Annotated in this window: 14 protein-coding genes and 1 pseudogene; 5 read left to right on the top strand and 10 right to left on the bottom strand. The window is 70.8% G+C overall.

Annotated elements, in window-relative coordinates; translation table 11 throughout:
• The first annotated feature begins 2 nt into the window (after positions 1–2).
• Positions 3–3584 (top strand): helicase associated domain-containing protein, encoded by a 3582-nt coding sequence (locus tag AB0A69_RS27625; RefSeq protein ID WP_361427574.1) that lies wholly within the window; start codon positions 3–5, stop codon positions 3582–3584.
• Here the strand turns inward: AB0A69_RS27625 and AB0A69_RS27620 are convergent.
• The 3 genes from AB0A69_RS27620 to AB0A69_RS27610 are packed head-to-tail and all read right to left on the bottom strand — an operon-like array spanning position 3557 to position 6251.
• Positions 3557–3883: a hypothetical protein gene (locus AB0A69_RS27620; protein WP_361427571.1), complete on the bottom strand. Its 327-nt coding sequence runs from the start codon at positions 3881–3883 to the stop codon at positions 3557–3559. The two genes, AB0A69_RS27625 and AB0A69_RS27620, sit on opposite strands and share 28 nt — an antisense overlap.
• Before the next feature lie 14 nt (positions 3884–3897).
• Positions 3898–4641, bottom strand: coding sequence for an ATP-binding protein (locus AB0A69_RS27615; protein ID WP_361427568.1), 744 nt, complete (start codon positions 4639–4641; stop codon positions 3898–3900).
• Positions 4638–6251: a transposase family protein gene (locus AB0A69_RS27610; protein WP_361427565.1), complete on the bottom strand. Its 1614-nt coding sequence runs from the start codon at positions 6249–6251 to the stop codon at positions 4638–4640. The genes AB0A69_RS27615 and AB0A69_RS27610 overlap by 4 nt, the downstream gene beginning before the upstream one ends.
• Before the next feature lie 312 nt (positions 6252–6563).
• On the opposite strand from AB0A69_RS27610, the pseudogene AB0A69_RS27605 reads away from it, so the two are divergent.
• A pseudogene (locus tag AB0A69_RS27605) lies at positions 6564–8261 on the top strand (Helicase associated domain protein); the annotation flags it as partial.
• A gap of 161 nt (positions 8262–8422) precedes the next feature.
• Here the strand turns inward: AB0A69_RS27605 and AB0A69_RS27600 are convergent.
• Positions 8423–8791 carry an STAS domain-containing protein gene (locus AB0A69_RS27600; protein ID WP_361427562.1) on the bottom strand — a complete coding sequence of 123 codons (369 nt, stop codon included), beginning with the start codon at positions 8789–8791 and terminating at the stop codon, positions 8423–8425.
• Positions 8788–10176 (bottom strand): GAF domain-containing SpoIIE family protein phosphatase, encoded by a 1389-nt coding sequence (locus AB0A69_RS27595; RefSeq protein ID WP_361427559.1) that lies wholly within the window; start codon positions 10174–10176, stop codon positions 8788–8790. The genes AB0A69_RS27600 and AB0A69_RS27595 overlap by 4 nt, the downstream gene beginning before the upstream one ends.
• A gap of 285 nt (positions 10177–10461) precedes the next feature.
• Between AB0A69_RS27595 and AB0A69_RS27590 the strand changes: the two genes are divergently transcribed.
• Positions 10462–10836 (top strand): hypothetical protein, encoded by a 375-nt coding sequence (locus tag AB0A69_RS27590; RefSeq protein WP_361427556.1) that lies wholly within the window; start codon positions 10462–10464, stop codon positions 10834–10836.
• 84 nt (positions 10837–10920) lie between these two features.
• Here AB0A69_RS27590 and AB0A69_RS27585 read toward each other — a convergent pair whose 3' ends face one another.
• The 4 genes from AB0A69_RS27585 to AB0A69_RS27570 all read right to left on the bottom strand — a co-directional run bounded on the left by AB0A69_RS27585 (position 10921) and on the right by AB0A69_RS27570 (position 14115).
• Complete coding sequence (locus AB0A69_RS27585; protein WP_361427553.1) at positions 10921–11382, bottom strand: hypothetical protein; 462 nt, start codon at positions 11380–11382, stop codon at positions 10921–10923.
• A 211-nt stretch (positions 11383–11593) separates the two neighbouring features.
• Entirely contained in the window at positions 11594–11899 is a 306-nt protein-coding gene (locus AB0A69_RS27580; protein ID WP_361427551.1) for a hypothetical protein, read from the bottom strand.
• Positions 11860–12732: a hypothetical protein gene (locus AB0A69_RS27575; protein WP_361427548.1), complete on the bottom strand. Its 873-nt coding sequence runs from the start codon at positions 12730–12732 to the stop codon at positions 11860–11862. The genes AB0A69_RS27580 and AB0A69_RS27575 overlap by 40 nt, the downstream gene beginning before the upstream one ends.
• A gap of 510 nt (positions 12733–13242) precedes the next feature.
• Positions 13243–14115 (bottom strand): hypothetical protein, encoded by an 873-nt coding sequence (locus AB0A69_RS27570; RefSeq protein ID WP_361427545.1) that lies wholly within the window; start codon positions 14113–14115, stop codon positions 13243–13245.
• Between the two features lie 277 nt (positions 14116–14392).
• Here AB0A69_RS27570 and AB0A69_RS27565 point away from each other — a divergent pair, with 277 nt between their 5' ends.
• Positions 14393–14836, top strand: coding sequence for a hypothetical protein (locus AB0A69_RS27565; protein WP_361427542.1), 444 nt, complete (start codon positions 14393–14395; stop codon positions 14834–14836).
• A 979-nt stretch (positions 14837–15815) separates the two neighbouring features.
• On the opposite strand, the gene AB0A69_RS27560 is transcribed toward AB0A69_RS27565, so the two are convergent.
• The gene (locus tag AB0A69_RS27560; RefSeq protein ID WP_361427539.1) at positions 15816–16349 is read right to left on the bottom strand and encodes a GNAT family N-acetyltransferase; all 534 of its coding nucleotides are present in this window, start codon (positions 16347–16349) and stop codon (positions 15816–15818) included.
• Between the two features lie 795 nt (positions 16350–17144).
• Between AB0A69_RS27560 and AB0A69_RS27555 the strand changes: the two genes are divergently transcribed.
• Positions 17145–17459: a hypothetical protein gene (locus AB0A69_RS27555; protein WP_361427536.1), complete on the top strand. Its 315-nt coding sequence runs from the start codon at positions 17145–17147 to the stop codon at positions 17457–17459.

Genomic DNA, 17459 nt, shown 5'->3' with positions numbered 1-17459 from the left:
CGGTGAAGAAGACCACCAGCCCTCTAATGGAACCTGCCGTCAGGGATTATTCGCAGCCACCACAGCGCGAGCAGAACGAACTGCCCCTGCATAGACCGCCTTTGGGCGCGGTGCGTGTCGCTCCACTGAACGGCGAGACGACGCTGTCGTTCATGAGCAGAGTCGCCTCCCGGTACAAGCTCACGGCCAAAGAACTTATCGGCGCGCTCGTGGACGTGGGGCGGCGGCCCAACCTGTTCACGGTGCGACCCGACGGCGAAGTGGTCTTCAACGCCGAGGCCCGGGCGGTGGTCGCCGCTTTCTGCCGCATGCCCGAAGAACACCTGCACCGTGCCCTGCCGGCCTGGGGCAGAGACGTCCCTTCGAGCAGGCTCGGGAACAGGCCGGCCGCCTGGGTCCGCACCGCAGCCACGATCCCGCCGACCGGCCCCGGATGCCGGGCGTGCACCGCGACCGCCACACGAGGCCAGGAAGAAGCACGCCGCTACCTGCTGCCGCACGGCCGGGTATGCGTCAAGCACCAGTGCTGGATGATGGAAACACCCGTCGTCGACGGGGCAGCGGCCGTCCTCGGGCAGTTGGACCTGCGGTATGTGCCGCAGAACGGGGCGGCCCAGCGCCGTCATATACGGCTGCTGCGGCGCTCTGCGCACGCCGGCGAAGCGTTCACCATGGCGCAGGCAATCATGGCTTCGTGGTGGGACGAGCCCTGGCTGGAAGAGATCCTCTGGCCCGATCGGCTGCGGCTGATGGCACCTGGCAACGACCTCGCTTGGCGTGCCGCAGCGCGGGATGCGGTGACCTATCCCGAAGCCGTCACGCTGGCCGCGGCTCTCGCCGACCCAGGCCTGCAGCAGCGGCTACTCAATGACGCGGGGCGGCATCAGCCGCACGCGCTCGCCGATGTCCCCAGCCTCGTGGACGAACTGGCTCGGCGCCTTGAGCGGCCATGGCTCGCCGGTCGCCTCAGCGCCATCACGACAGGCCCACTGAACGCCTGGGTACGCGCCTGCGTACGCACCCAGGCGGGCCACAAGCCGAAAACACGCAGCATGTGGCACGTCTCCCCGCCCCACCGGCCCGCACCGATCACCCGGCTCCTGGCCGAAACCCGGCCCGTCGACGAAACGCCCGGAAAAACGGAGTCGGAGGGGTCGTCGGCCCCAGACGTGGCCGAGACCGCTAAGGGGTTCGCGCGCGGCCTGCGCCACGCCCGCACCTACGCCACCGAACACGGCCACCTCTGCATTCCTTACCGGCACGAAGAGGACGGGTTCCAACTCGGCCTGTGGCTGGCCAACCAGCGCGCCGCAGGCCCTCAGCTCTCCCCCGAGCGCAGCCAGGCCCTGGCCGCTCTTGACCCGTGGTGGAATCCTGCGTGGAGCACACTGTGGCAGCGCATCTACCTGCGCGCACGACGGCTGCTGGACTCAGGCACCGACATCAGCCCCAAGCAGGGCTTCCCCGGCACCAGCGAGAATCTCGGCACCTGGCTGTACCAGCAGTGCCAGGTCTACAGCAGCCTCCACCCCCAGCAGCGCAGACTACTGGCACAGATCGGCATCAGTGCCGAAGCCGCCCGCCACGCACTGCCGCGGCGTCGCAACCTCGCCGAGGCCCGTGACCAGGGCCTGACCAACGCACGCGCCTACTGGAAGGAGCACGGGCACCTTTGTGCGAGCTCTGCTGATACGTACGCCGGCTTCCCCATCGGCCAATGGCTGACCAACCTCCGCGTACGCGCCCGACGCGGCATTCTCGATCCCGCCCTCACACAGCAGCTGGACGCAATGGATCCGTGGTGGGCACCGCCCTGGCCCTCCGACTGGCAGCGAGCCTGCTACACGGTGACCGAACTCGTCCGCTCCGGCCACCCCCTCGACCCCGAAAGCGCCTTTGCAGCCTTCGACGACGAACTCGGTCAATGGCTATACACCCAATGTGTGTCCTACCCCGGCTTGGCAGTGGAACAGCGCCGACAGCTCGCGGCCGTCGGACTGACTGAGCAGACTGTCCAAACCGCCCGCCCCAACCCCGCCACCCACAGGCCGTCCCTGGAGACCGGTCTCTACTACGCCCGCTCCTACGCGGCACTGCACGGCGACCTCAACGCATCACCCTCCGACCGGCACGAGGGCTTCCCCATCGGAAAGTGGCTGGCCCGCCAAAAGCACCAGGCCAGCCTTCACACCGCCAAGTTCGCCGCGCCTTACCCGGCCGACCCGCTGCTGGCCGCCATCGACCCATGGTGGAACCCACCGTGGAACGGGGACTGGCAGATCAACCACCGCGCCGCCCGCAAACTCGTAGAGAACGGGATCAAACTCCTCCCTGCACAAGGCTTCCCCGGCACCCCCGACTGGACTGGGCAGTGGCTCTACACCCAGTGCGTCGCCTACCAGAACCTCCACCCGGGGCAGCAACACAGGCTCACGCAACTCGGCATCACCACCGTGAGCTCCTGCACCGCACGGCCCCGTCGCGTCACCCAGCAAGCCTCATTCGACAAAGGCCTTGCACACGCCCGCTCCTACGCCGCCCGACACGGACACCTCGCCGTGCCCAGAAGCGCGAACCACCACGGCTACCAGCTGGGGACATGGCTCGCCCACCAACGCAAACGGGCCGCCAACGGCCGACTCCCGCACCGTCGCGCCGAGGCCCTCGACGTCCTTGACTCATGGTGGAACCCATCCTGGGGCCTACCATGGCAAATCACCTACCATGCCGTCAGAAACGAGATCCACGGCCACGCTCTGAACGCGGCCGCAGGTTTCCCCGGACTCCCTCCAGCCGCCACCAGATGGCTGCTCACCCAGTGCATCAACTATGACGACCTCCACGCGGGCCAGCAGGAACTCCTGACCGGCCTCGGCATAACACCCCAGGACGCACACGCCGCCCGCCCCCAGCAGGAAACACGCACGCGCCGCAGAACCGGCGCCAGCCGGTCGCGCCCCACAACCGTCTCGTCATCCATCGACGGCGGCCTGCCCTACGCCCGCTCCTACGCACACACTCACGGCGGACTCGGCACCGCCCACTACGCCACCGAACACGACGGATTCCCCCTGGGCTGGTGGCTGTACGAGCAGCGCAAACGCGCCATCGCCCACCTACGCCGCACCGGCCGGCCCTGGCCCCACGACACACAGCTCACCGCACTCGACCCGTGGTGGAACCCACCTTGGCGGGCCTCCTGGAACCACAGCTATCACCAAGCCCACACCCACCACACCGCCGGCCACGCCTTCCCCGACACCACCACCAAATGGATCCGCACCCAGCAACGCGCCTGGAACCAGCTCCACCCCCACCAACAACACCTCCTGACTACCCTCGGCATCCACGAACCCACACCCCTGATCAGCTACAACAGCCGCCCAACGAAACTGACCGGCCAACCAATAGAACTGACCAACGGACACACGGCCACCCCGAAGCAGGAAACCCACAGTTCACAGACCCCGCCAAGCCCCAGCCCGCAAGCAACGTCAAGCCCCTCGCCAACACAGAGCACACCGCCAGCCCCAACCAGCCAACTGATCAGACCAGCTCAACACCCCGGACACCGATCAGATTGAACGAGCCACGACAGCAGGACGGTCAGCCGGGTGATGGGCAGGGCGGTCATCCATGCGGCGGCGGCTTCCCAGGCGGGCTGACGGCCAGCAGGGAAGCGGCCCGGGAGCAGGGGCGGTTTGCCCAGGGCAGCGAGAAGGTCGTGGGCGAGGCCGGTTTCGCTGGTGGTGCCGGGGCCGGGGTGCAAGGTGATCCGGCCGGACGGCGGATGGTGGGCGGCCAGGGCAGTGTGGGTGTGGATCGCATCGTCGCCGGGGGCGATGACCACGGTGACGGGCGGCGGTGGCGCGACGAGGGGCATGGGTGGTGTGGTGGTCAGGCGAGGCGGATGAAGGCCCAGCGCAGCAGTTCCTGGTCGACGCGGGGGCGGCCGGTGCGTGCCAGGGCGGTGCGGGTGTGGGCGGTCAGCTGGGCCCAGGCGCGGAAGTTGCCGTGCGCGGCGTGGCTGTCGGCGAAGGTGATGTCGTCGGGGTCAGCGTCGGCCCAGATGGGGTGGAACAAGGGGATGACGTCGAGGACCTCGTCGGGGGTGAGGCGGGTGAAGTGCTGCCAGATGAAGATCCGGGAGGAGAGCATCGGTTCGCGGCGCAGCACGGTGTGGCAGCCCTCGCCGCCGACGAAGATGATCGCGAGCTGGGTGGAGGGCTCGTCCCACAGGTAGCGGAAGTATTCGAACGCCTCCCCGTTGAGCCACTGGGCTTCATCCACGAGGAAGGTGCGGGGGCGTTCCGCCAGGGCGGTCTTCAGCAGACGGTCGAACTCGCTGGGGTGGCGCGGTGGTTCACCGGCCAGGTCGAGCGCGGTGAACAGTTCGTAGCGCACCGCGCGGGCGGTGGGCCGGGCCCGGAAGGTGATCTTGCGGACGTCCTCGCCGGGTTCGAGTTCGCGCAGGCAGGTGTTGACGGCGAGGGTCTTGCCGAAGCCGGCGCCGCCGTGGATGCACATCATCGCGCGAGCGGCGACGGTGTCGCGGATGTTGTCCCGGGCGGTGAGCAGGGCGCGAGTGGTGACCACGGAGGCGTCCGGGAGGTCGACGTACTGGTAGGTGGCCGCGGTCACGAGGCGTCTCCGTCTTCGTCGGTGGTGAAGGGTACGGCCCGTCCGGCCAGGCCGTCCGGGACCGCAGGGGCGGACTCACGGCCGGACGGGGCCGGAGCGGGCCGGCCCTGCGTAGTCAGCGCGGCCAGGGAAGCTGGGGTGCGCCAGTCGGCCGGCGGCGCGGCAGGCGGGATGACGTCCGGCAACGCGAGCTGCGACAGGCTGGTGCCGGCACTCCGGGCGAGTTCGGCGTCGGCCTGCGCGCCGGTCAGCGCGCCGAGCCGCCGAGGAGGCTCGGCCTGCGTGGCGGCGGCGTAGCGCTCCCGCTGGGACGCTTCGAGGTCCTTCTTCAGACGGCGGCTGCGGGTCGCCCGTGCCCGCCGTACGGCGCTGACCTGTTCCTCGGTGGCCTGGTCGGCCAGGTCCGCGGGTCCGAGGTAGCGGCCGGTGGCCGCATGGTAGGCCTCGATGCGGTGATCGTGGTGAGGCATGAAACGGACCCGGACCCGGATCCCGGCCTGACCGGTCATCCACGCACCCACGTAGTCACGTTTCCTGAAGCGGATGCCGCGGGTGGTCAGCGTGCGGGTACCGGCGTCCTCCAGGGTGAACGTCCACAGATCCGCGGCCGGCACATCCCGCAGCCGAGTGGGGTCGTCCTGCCACGCCTGAAGTGGGGTCTTTCCCTGAAGCGGTACGGGACGGTGCTCGGTGTTCCACCACCGTGTCCAGTCCAGCAGCCGGGCAGTGAAGTCCTCGAAGCTGAGCAGCACCTCGTCTTTCGGCCGGGAGGGGCGTTTGCCGGGGCGCGGCTGGCGGGCGTAGCCGGGCAGCGCGACCAGGAACATGCTCTCCACCGCCCGATTCAGGCCCTCCACAGTGCCCTTGAGGTGCGGGGTGTAGGCGGGCAGATCCTCCACGGTGACGTCCAGGAGATCGAACGCGGCAGTCACCGTCCGGGACAGGAAATCCTTGCCACGGTCCACCCGCACCTTTTCCGGCAGGCCGCCGAACGGGCCGTAAGGCTCTTCGCGGAGGACCGCGGAGCGCAGCGCGGCCAGCACCGACTCCCGCGACGGATGCACCGGCGTGACCGCCACCCCGGTGATCGCGTTGGTGGCGCAGTCGGTGAACCAGGTGATCCACGGCCTGCGAGCCCTGCCCTCGACATCGACCAGCACCGGCGCCTGGACGTGGTCGGTCTCCCATGCCTGGTTACGCCAGCCCCCCGGCCGAGCCAGGAACACATCGTGTTTACGCGCCGCCCGCTCCCCACCCGCAAGTCCGGCCCGATCCCCCGGCGTCAGATCACGGCGGATCGCCCGGTGCAGCGTCGGAATCGACGGAGGCGGATCCCCCTCGCCCTTGGCCGCGCGAGCGGTCAGCTCACGATGAACCGCCGCGACGTTCCCCTTCCACAGCCCAAGCAGAGCCCTGATCTCCGGGGTGATGGTGAACCGCCCGGGATAAGCGGCCCGTTCCCCCGGTGCCTGGGCCGCAGCCTCGTCCCGCTCCGCGGCCGCCAGCCACCGCCACACCGCACGCTCCCGCACCCCCAGCACGTCCGCCGCCGACCTCACCCGCGTGGTGGTGAGCTTCCCCTCCCGCCGCAGGGCCAGCAGACGGCGCACCGCCGATCCCCGCAGCGCCCGAACCGACACAGCCGGCAAAGCCCCACTCGAACCACCACCCACCCCTTCCGGGGCCGGGTCCTGCTCTCCCTGATCCACACCCCTGAGCACACCAACACCCATCGGCCAGCGGATCAGAACTCACGAAACTGAGACAGCATCACCCCTCCCGCGATAACGCTCCACCACAGCGATGCTCTGCAGATCTCTCACCTCCAGAACAGTGACCTCACAGCCCCGGAACACCCCACGACCAGCACCAACACCCCCAAGCCACGCTGTCTCTCACTCCACTGTCACAAAACCGAGAGATCGCAGCTGTACGTCAACGACGTCTCCGACGAGGATCTGGCGAAGGCGGAGAAGCTCCCCGCGTCGTCGATCGACGCGGAGTTCTACGAGCTGGAGGCCGACCGCCACGTACCCCCGGACCGGGTGTGGTCGGCGTGGCTGTGCGGCGACCACCTCGTCAGCGAGCGGCGCGAGGTACTGCGGCAGTTCGCCAACGGAATCGACGCGAACAACCGGCGCGTGCACCGGGCGTTCCTCGCCTCGGTGCGGGTGCTCGGGGAGGGTGTAGACATCAGCGGCGAGCGCGGGGTGGAGGCGATCGTGTTCGCCGACACCCGCGGCTCGCAGGTGGAGATCGTGCAGAACATCGGCCGCGCGCTCCGGCTCAACAGGGACGGCTCCACCAAGGTGGCCAGGATCATCGTGCCAGTCTTCCTCCAGCCCGGCGAGGACCCGCAGGACATGGTCGCCTCCGCCTCGTTCCGCCCCCTGGTAGCCGTCCTTCAGGGCCTGCGCTCGCATGATGAGCGCCTGGTCGAGCAGCTCGCCTCCCGTGCCCTCACCAGCGGCAAGCGCAAGGTGCACGTCAGGCGCGACGAGGACGGGCGGATCGTCAAAGCCGGCGGCGAGGGCGGCGGTGAGGACCAGGAGGACGACACCGACGCCGCTGCCGAGTCCGCTCTGCTGCACTTCTCCAGCCCGCGCGACGCCGCGACGATCGCAGCGTTCCTGCGTACGCGGGTGTACCGGCCAGAGTCCCTGGCGTGGCTGGAGGGCTACCAGGCCCTGCTCCGGTGGCGCAGGGAGAACGAGATCACCGGCCTCTACGCCGTCCCCTACGACACCGAGACCGCAGTCGGCGTCACCAAGGACTTCCCGCTCGGGCGGTGGGTTCACCGGCAGCGCAAGACGCTGCGCGCCGGTGAGCTCGATCCCCACCGCAAGGAGCTGCTGGACGCGCCGGAGGCCGGGATGGTGTGGGAGCCCGGCGAGGAAGCGTGGGAAGCCAAGCTCGCTGCGCTCCGCTCGTACCGGCGGGCCACCGGGCACCTCGCGCCACGTCAGGACGCCGTATGGGGCGAGGGCGAGGCCATGGTGCCCGTCGGGCAGCACATGGCGAACCTGCGGCGGAAGGGCGCGAAGAACGGCCTGGGCAAGGACCCGAAGCGGGCAGAGCAGCGTGCGGCGCAGCTCACCGCCATCGACCCGGACTGGAACTGCCCCTGGCCACTGGACTGGCAACGGCACTACCGCGTCCTGGCGGACCTGGTCGAAGCCGACGGCAGCCTGCCCGACATCGCACCCGGCGTGCTCATGGACGGCGACGACCTGGGCAAATGGCTCCAGCAGCAGAAACAGTCGGCCATCTGGGCGCGGCTCATCCCCGAGCAGCAGCAGCGGCTGTCGAAGCTGGGCGTGCAACCCGCTGAGGCCCCGTCTCCCGCCCCGGCGGCCAGGCGGGCGACGAAGGGCCCGAACAAGGCGCAGCAGGCGTTCCAGCGGGGCCTGACGGCCCTCACGCAGTGGGTCGAGCGGGAAGGCGCCGACCGGCCGGTGCCGCGCAGCCACGCTGAGGAGATCACGGTCGACGGCGAGGCGGAGCCAGTGGTCGTGAAGCTGGGCGTATGGATCTCGAACACCAAATCGAGGCGCGACAAACTCGCCGCGGAGCAGCTGGACGCCCTACGAGAACTCGGGGTGGGGTGGGCATCCCACTAACCCGGCGGGGAAAGGCAGCATTCGGTGTGCTGTACGCCGCGGCCCGACGTGTAGCGCCTGGCGGAGCGGATGAGCGCGCGTTGCGACCAGTACGTTGGTCGCGGCGCGCGCTTGGCCATGTGCTAGCCAGCTGTTGGAGCCGCCCTGGCGAGCGAGAGGTTTCAGGCGGTGGTGCGGTTGCCCTGGCGTGCGGCAAGCGCGGCGTCGGCGCTGGGGTAGGTGGGCAGGAAGGTGTCCATCCCGGTGACGCTGAGCAGGCGGCTCAGCCGGTCGGGGATGGCCGCCAGGGTCAGCGAGCCGTCGGCGTTCTTGGCGCAGCGCCAGATGCCGACAAGGGCGCCCAGCCCTGAGGAGTCGCAGAAGGTGACGCCCGACAGGTCAGCGACCAGGTCTGGGTGTCCGGCCGCGATGAGTTCCAGGGCGCGGGCCCGCACGGCGGGTGCGGTGGTGATGTCGAATTCACCGGACAGCGCGATCACAGCCAGGGCGCCGTCGGTGTGCGGGATATCGATGTGGAGTGCGTCGGTCATGGGCGTCGGTTCTCCTGCCCGACGGAGACGTCGGCGGTCGGGGCGGCGGCGCTGTGAGCGGTGGTGGTGATACCTGCGGGAGCGGCATCGGGTGGGGGGACGGACAGGGCCAGCAGTGCCACGTCGTCGCGTTCGGTGTCGGGGAGGGTGTCCAGAAGCGCGACGGTGTCGTCGATCAGGGCGCCGGCACTGACCGGCGCCGGCCGGTGGGCGAGGAATTCGGTCAGGCCCGTGTCGGCGAGCATGTGGCCATCGGCGGTGCGTGCCTCGGTCAGGCCGTCGGTGTAGAGCAGAAGTCCCTGGCCGGGTGCCAGGTGCAGGGTGCGTGAGGCGAAGGAGGCTTCGGCGATCGCGCCGACCAGCATGCCGCCCTCGGCGCGGACCGCCTCCACCCGTACACCGCCTTCCTCGGTGGGGCTCAGACGGTAGGCGGGCGGATGGCCGCCGGTGGCCAGGGTGACCGTGAAACCGCCATCCCGGGCGGGATCGAGCACGCCGAAGATGGCGGTGCAGAAGCGCGTCCCCACCGCCGCGTCCAGCAGCAGCGCCGTGTTCAGGGCATTCAGCGCGGCCGTCGGGTCCGCGTCGACGAGGGCTGCGGCCCGCAGCGTGTAGCGGGTCAGTGAGGTGACCGAGGCGGCTTCGGCGCCCTTGCCGCACACATCGCCCAGGAAGAACGCCCACCGGTCCCCGCCGACGGGGAAGACGTCGTAGAAGTCGCCGCCCACTTCCTGCGGGGAGGCGGTCTTGTAGTGGCAGGCCAGCTCCAGGCCCGGTACCGCGGGCAGGACGGGAGGCACCAGGGTGCGCTGCAGGGTGGAGGCGAACGCGGCGATGGCCGCCTTGTCCCGCTCCGCGCGCTGCCGGGCCTCTTCCTCCGCCTCGCGCTTCTCCTGCTCGACCTTGCGGCGCTCCTGCTCGGCGCGCACCACGTGCAACGCCGACAGCCGCAGCTCAAGCTGGTCGCGCACCACCGCCGCCAGGTCCGCGAGCGTGGCCGAATCCGCCTCGCTGATCTCGCGGGGGCGGGTGTCGAGGACGTTGACCGTGCCCAGCCGGTACCCGTCGGCGGTGATGATCGGAGCGGCCGCGTAGAACCGCACCCCCATCGGGCCGGCGACCAGCGGGTTGGAACAGGCGACCGGGTCGAGCAGGGTGTCGGGAATGACGGTGGTGTCATCGGTCAGGACCGCGGAGGCGCACAGGCCCGGGTCGCGGCCGATCTCGGTGACGCCTTCCAGGCCGTGTGTGGCCTTGAACCAGATCCGGTCCTCGTCCACGATCGTCACCGTCGCCACCGGCACCTCGAACAGACGCGCCGCCAGCGCCGCGACTCGGTCGTAGGCGCCGTCCGGAGGGGTATCGAGAATGTCGTAACGGCGCACCGCCGCCAACCGTGCCGCCTCGGCCGACGCGGCCAGAGGTTCCTTCGGTGCTATCGCAGGCGAACTCGCTTGCTCCGGCATAACCCTCGTCTCGCTCATCCCCCCAGGAAGGCGCCGACCAGACAGTCAGCACCCAGGCACTGTACCCAAACGCCTCAGCGCACCCGACCCGACGACGAGCTTCGCGGAAACAGCCGCAACTCGGTGCAGTGATCACCGAAAGGCGAAACGTGACGGCCTTCGCGGCCCGGCGGTTCGTCGACCGCAACCTGCTGGTCGACCTGAGTGCGAACCCGGACAGGGACGCTGCACCACCCTGGCCAGATCGCGGAGGTCTGCCACCGCGAGGACCTGGCGGACCTGGTCACCGCCGACACCCCGCCCGGACCCGAGCAGGCCGCCGCCCGGCTCCGGGTGCGACGTACCGCCTTCGGCCACATGGTCAGGCTCGGCTGGGTCCGCTCCCCGCAGTCGATCGGGTTCCGCTTCGGCACCAGCCGGGCCGGGGCCGTCGACGTCGCGCTCTACACCACGGCCTCCGTCGACTCGGTCGTCCCCGCCCACGCCGAGGTCGACTGGGAGCAGCTGCGCACCGTGGAGAAGGGCCGGCGCTCTCCGGTCGCGTTTCTGCGCCCGGAGCCGGCGCCCGTACCGGCGTAAGCCCTCCGGGGTGCTGCTCCCGCCCGCGCCCCGGGCTACCCTCCCGGGCAGCCCGGGGTGCGGGGCGTTCTCCGTGCGAGCCGTTCACGCGTGCCCGGCCGGCTCCCACAACGGGCGGGCACGTCCCGTCCCGTCGCAGTGGAAGCACCGACCGCCTCCCGGCGTGCTGCGGGCGCCGATGGTGCCGGCGGCGTGGCGGAAGAGCCGGGTAAGGCCGATGGTGTGCGCCTCGTAGATCGGGAGTTCCTGCCGTCTGCCGAGCGTGACCTCCAGCGCGAAGCCGGGGCCGGTGAAGTGGGCGTGCATGCCCCCGGTGATCGAGCGGAGCGTCTCGTTCAGTTGGTGCATCGTCTCCGCGCCGGTCAGCTGCACCCGGGCCGCGAGGATGGTGTCGGTGGCTGCGGCGAGGGACAGCAGTGCGACCGGGCGGGCGAGCGGCCCGACGCGGCCCACGGGGTCGGGATGGGTGTGCTGGAGCTGGGACAGGGCATGCCACAACTCGCCCGGCAGATCCTGGGATGCGGTCTCTTCTCGGCTGCGTCTCATACGGCCTGTGTAGGGCCTGCGGGTTGCCGGCGGCGCCGGGTGGGCCGGTCCGTCCCGCCCGGTGGCGCGGTGACTTCGGAACCGGTCCCGCTGTGCGGCCTGGCGACGTTGACCGCACAGCGCTCTTGTGCGGTCAGGTCCGCCGGCGGAACCAGCCGCGGCCGCCCCGGTCCGGCTCCTGGTCGTCCCCCGGCTCTGGCGGTGCGGCGGCCTAGAGGCGGGCGGCTTCGGCGGCGGCTTCCTGCGCCGCGGCGTCGTCGGCGTGGCAGTTGCCGCACACCGACAGGCCCCCGGCCTTCCAGGCCGTCCTCGCGGTGGTCTCCTCCCACCGCTGGTCGGTGAACTTCGTCCCGCACCGCTTGCACACCGGCCGCCGCGCCTCCCGCTCAGCGGCACGGCGCCGCTCCTCCTCCGCTTCGGCCTGCGCGTACTGGCGGAGGTAGAGGGCGTCGCCGTCGGGGTTGTCGAGCGCGGCCGTCAGCGTCTGCTCGTGCGCTCGTCGCAGCCGCCGCCACACCGCCGCATCCGCGCCGTGCTCCTGTCTGGGTCGTCGTCGCCTTCGAACCAGGGCTCCCCGAGCGGCGGCGTGTAGTCGACGTATACCTGGCCGCCGGTCATCAGGTCCTCGTACCGGCGCGACGCCCAGAAGCGGCGGCCGGCCTCCTCCAGCACGGCGACCGTGTTGGCGACCTTCGCCTCGGTGGTGTCCGCGAACACGAACGCCACCGGAACCAGACCCTCCCGGCCGGTGGGCGGGTAGACCCGCCGCCACAGCCGCAGCTCGTGATCGACGTGCTCAATCCCGTCCGGCCGGGAGCGGACCAGGTCCACGGTGTGCTTGTCCGCGTCCCGTGGCAGCAGCCGACCCCATTCCCAGTACCGGCGCAGCTTGGTCACCAGGTCGTGCGCGTCCTCGGAGCGGCGGTCGATCTCCAGCAGCATCACCGGCACTCCGGCCTCCGGCGCCCGCACCACCAGGTCCGCCCGCTGCACATAGCCGTCCGCGAGCCGGTGCGGAATCTCGGTGGCGAAGCCGAGCCCGTGACCGATCCCGGCGCGGTGGAGTTCGGCGGCCGTCGTGGTGACCGCTGCGGAGTGGTCGTCGTAGCTGGTGCCGAGCAGAAGGCCGGTATCCGGGTCGTACTTCTCCTCGCGCAGCGCCGAGATGCGTATGCCCTTCGGCTCCGGCAGCTTCTGCGCCTCGCCGTGTCCTCGCCGGGTCAGCACCCACACCTGCCGCTGGTCCTCCCGTACCAACTCGATCCTCACCAGGCGGTGGTCCTCCAGATCGAGGAGGGTGTCCCGTACGAGCTTGTCGTGCTGGTTGTCCGGCCGGGTCAGCTTCCACAACTGATCGGGCGTCGCCCTCTGAAAATCCCCAGCGCCTGCAGCAGCTCCCGGCGTCGAGGCCCGGTCGAAGTCCTCCTGTGCTTGGGACGCCTTGCCACATCTGCATGAGGGTTGTCGGACCTGCGACGACCCCCTCTCCGCCGTGCCTGACCTGCAGAAACGCCCGGGCCCTGGCGGCGGGGCGCGGAGGGGGTGATGGAGGGGTCCACGGAGGGGGGATGCTCGCCCCGGTCAAGGGGCTGCTCGGGCTCGTCCGCGGTGCTCGCCACAGGGTGCTCCTGAGAGGTGGGGCGGGCCTATCCCGCCATTCACCTTCTACAGGTGTGGGATTCGGCCTCCGTGTGACGCCGGCCTTGAAGAACCTCTCCGCCGTGACCGCATCGTGATCAACCCCCCTGGCGGTGCAGGGCAGTTTGCGAGAGTGGAGCGCGATACCTTGCGAGGCGGTGCCGTGCGGTTGTTCGCCCGCCGTTGCTCCGCGCGGCCGACTGCGTTGTGTGGCTTGGCTGCCTATTCGGGGTCGTCGGCTTCTGCGGGGATGGTCCAGCGCAGCAGGGTGGTGGTGCCGGCCTGTTCCAGGGTGACGGCGTAGACCTGGCCCCAGGCACGTTCGCCGCGGTGGCGCATGGAGTGGTCGCCGGGATCCCAACCCAGTCGCAGGATCCGGGACCCCTCGAGCTCGATCTGCCCAGCGAGCAGGGGGTGGGCCTCGCCGGCCCGGTCGAGCAGGTGAAAGTGGGTGTGTGCGTCCACGGAGACCACCAGGCCGGTGCGAGGTCCTTTCGACAGCCAGTCCCGAAGCTGGTCGGCGAGCTCGTGGGCCTCGTGGAGGGGAAGATCGAGCCGCCCATAGGGGCCGCGGCGCCCGTCGACCTGGGACATCGGGACGCCACCGAAACAGGCGTGGGCGTCGTCCTCGTACTTCCCCCAATAGCTGACATCGGCGAGCCCGTCGATCGACTCGCCGGACAGCCCGACGAACGAGTCAAGGGCGCGGGCGTCCCCGAGGACCATGCCGCACCGATCAACCGGCAGGTCACCGAGATGGACCGGCTCTCCGCCGGGACCGCCCGGCCAAGGCAGGCCAAGGTCGACTTCCAGGACCGCGATGACCGGCCCGTCGTACGAATCCCATATCTCAGCGCGGACCTTCAACGGCCGACCGGCCGCGGCCGGCACCGCGACCGCCTCGCAGAACCACTCCTGGCTCGGGCTGTCCGAAGGCTCGTGGAGGTGGCCGCCGCCCTGCTCCGCCGCAGCCGTTGCCCGCACGGACAGCGGGTCGCCATGCTCGGGCCACTGGTCGATCCAGCCGGCCATCCCCAGGACCAGCACGCCGGACGGTGTTGTGACGACTCCCAGGTCGACAAAGGGTTCACTCATCCGCTGATTCAACCAGGTGCGGATCGGTTGGCCCCAGCCCTGGCCGTGCGGGGCCGAAGTCGCAAACCAGGCTGCTCCACCCGCAAACTACGGTGCTCCATCAGAACCTCCCTGATCCCACTTCACTGACAATCTGTCCCACTTCACTGTCAGAGGACACCCCCGAGGGGGAGAGTTCTCCCCCTCCGGCGGCTGGACTCTGTCCACAGGGCCGTAGATCGAGGGCGGCTTCGAGGTCGCCGCGATCAGCGGGGCGGCCCGCACGTGAGGAGCTGTCATGCCCGAGAACACCATCACCGCGCCGCTCGCCCCGATGGAGCCGGAGGACGTCGCCGACGCCTTCGCCTACATCCGCGCGATGCAGGCCGACGACATCGACACCGCCTGCGCGGTCATCGACGGCATGGGCCCGGAGGCACTCCGGATGCTCCTGGACGTCGCCGCGCGCATCTTCATCCCGATCACCGCAGTCGACGACCACGACGAGGAGCCCTGCGCACATTCCTTCCTGGCGGCGGCCCTCGGCCGGCTTCTGCTGGAGCTCCTCAGCGACGGCGCCTGCCTGTCCGGTGCACCGGGGATCGCCCAGACCATCGTCCGCTTCACCGAGAACATCCTCACCGAGGACCACGGCGACGTCGCCGACGTCCTGCGCCAGCTGGAGGCCGCGGGGATGAAGCAGGCGATGGAAGCGCACCCGGTGTGCCGGACCACCGCGTAGAGCGCATCCGGGACGGCGGTGGTGCGGCGCGCATCGGGACCACACCACCGCTGCCGAGCGCTCCACCGCACCGCGCCGCACCGCCGAGGCGCTCTGCGGCCGGGGGCTCCTCTATCACACACCCCCTTGACCGCGGCCTGTTCGCTAGCCGAAACCGCTTGTGTCAAGGGGAAACGTCCTCGGTGGCAGACCTGGACAAGGGGGTGTAGCGGAACTGGACAAGGGGTCGTGCGCTTCCGCCCGCACCTGATGGAGGGGCGGTGGGCAGTGGGCGCACCGGCGCGGTGCGGAACATCGGGTGCGGCGCACCGGCGCGCGCGAGCGCCGGACACCGCCGGGCGGTGCGGCGCACCGGGTGCGGTGGCGCACCGGAGTGGTGCGCGCACCACGGTGGCGTCCATCGTCACCCGGCGCACCGGAGTGGAGCCCACCGAGTGGAGCCCACCCGTCACGCCCAGAACGGCGAGAAGTCCGCAGGCCTCCCTTGAACGTCCGCCTCTACCTGAGTTATGGGGCTGCTGGGGTCGACGCCCGGCCAGGCCGCCGCCGAACCCGCCGAATCCGTGCACCCCGTCCGAAGCCGTCACGCGGCCGAGCCGGTCGACGGCGAGCGGCCCGGCGCCAGCGTCGGCCAAGGTGGTCGACTCAGCACCGGACGGCGCAGTCTGGCGCCGCGGTACGGCGACGGCGGTACGGCGGAGCGGGTTTCCCGGCCGGCCCTGGCGTACGGCGGAATCGGCCCACCGTCGCGGATGTCACCGTGAGCACTAAGGGCGTACCCGCCTACGACTACCGGCACCGAGAGTTCCGGACCGACCTGGACACCAGCGCCGTGCAGTTGACCGTCGTGACGGGCACGGCCTCCCAGACCGAGGCCCTGGCGAAGCACTACGCCGACCTGATCCGCACCTGGGCCGGCGTGAACGGCGGGCTCGCTGGTGGCCTTCACGAACCCGGGTTCCTGACGGCCGCCGCCGACTCACCCCTGGTACTCGCTGAGATCGATGGCGTGCACGCGGAGCGGGAGGCCGAACCGTGGGTCGGTCGTGTCGCGCTCCGGGACCATGCCGAGCTTGCGCATGACGTTCTGGGAGGCCGTGTTGGAGATGTGGGCGATGGCGACCACCCGGTCGAGGCCGCGGTCCTGAAGCGCGAACTCCAAAACCGCGTGGGCGGCCTCGGAGGCGTACCCCTGCCCCCAGAAAGGGCGCCCGATCCGCCAGCTGATCTCCACCTCGTGCCGCAGCTCGGGCAGGAACTCTGGCACGGAGAGTCCGGAAAAACCGATCAGCTCGCCGGAGCCGAGGAGCTCGACGGCGAAGAGCCCGAAGCCCTCGTCGTCCCACTCCTCCTCCCACCGCTCGATGGACTCGGCGGTCTGTTCCAGATCCTGGACGGACCCATCGCCGATCCAGCGCATCACCTCGGGGTCGGCGTTGATCTCGGCCATGGGGGCAAGGTCGTCGCCGGTGAAGCGGCGCAGGAGGAGGCGGGGCGTGAGGATCTCGGTCATGGCTCCATCGTCCCTCACTCCGCATTCCACCCGCCCGCCCGCACGCGCGGTGTCATCACCCGCTCCGCGTACATGCCCAGGAACCGGGCCAGGTCCGCGGCGTGCATGGTCGGCAGCAGCGGGTTGTTCCTGTTGTCCCACCCGTCGACGGGCAGAGCGGCCCCAGAACGGGATAGCCGGCTGCACACACCGACGCCGGGAGCCCTCCGGCTCCCGGTAGACACGGGGCCCACGCACCGAGCCCGCGCTGGGTGATCTGCTGTCCGGCCTTGGCGATCTGCTTGAGCACCTTGTGGCCCGCCGCGAGCCGTCCGGCGCGCGGCGACCGTAGGGCGGGCGGCGACTGCGGAACGGCGCGCGAGCGCGCGGCCGTACGACGGCGGCGACTGGCGGCTGGCGGCTGTTCGGCGGGAGCGGGACAGCGGAGAGGCAGCAGTGCGAAGCGGCCTGGCCCCACCTCGGCAGCAACACGGGCGGGTGGGCACAAGGACAGCGGGGCGCGCGCAGCGGCCCGGGCAATCGGCGAGACGGGGCGCCCCGGCACGCGCGGCCGTACGCCGACGACGGACTGCTGCGCCGAGGGCGAGCAGCAGCCCAGCCGGAGGGACCCCGGCGACCCCGGCCACGCGGCGGCCCGGAGCAGCGGAGGCCGTACGACGGGCACGGCAGCCCAGCTCCAGCACAGCGGCAGGCGGGCGGAGCGGCGGCCGGCCGGGCCGGACTCGGGGCCTGTGGGCACGGCCTGGCCGGGCCGGCCCCCGCGAGCAAGGCCTGGTCGACCTCGCCATCGACGGCGTGGACGGTCACCACCAACTCCCGCATCAGGCCCGTGACGTCGTGGTCGGGCAGGTGGGCGGCACGACCTTCCGGACGATGCGCGGCGGGGTGCGGGCACGACGCGCGCGACAAAGCGGCGAAGCGGCGAAGCACGGTGGAGGCGGCAACCGCACGACGGACGGCGCGAACGGCGGAACTGCCCGGCGTACGGTCGACGACCCGGATCGCATCGGCGCGCTCGCTCAGGGCCTTCCACCACACCGATACGCGCAGCGGCGCGTCGCCGGGCCGCGGCCGCCGGAAAAGTCGGTGGTGCGACACCCGGCCGGCTGA

The sequence above is a fragment of the Streptomyces sp. NPDC045431 genome, from assembly GCF_040646655.1.
Taxonomy (GTDB): Bacteria; Actinomycetota; Actinomycetes; order Streptomycetales; family Streptomycetaceae; genus Streptomyces.
The sequence above is the reverse complement of the archived record's forward strand: the minus strand, read 5'-3'. Positions and strand labels throughout refer to the sequence as shown.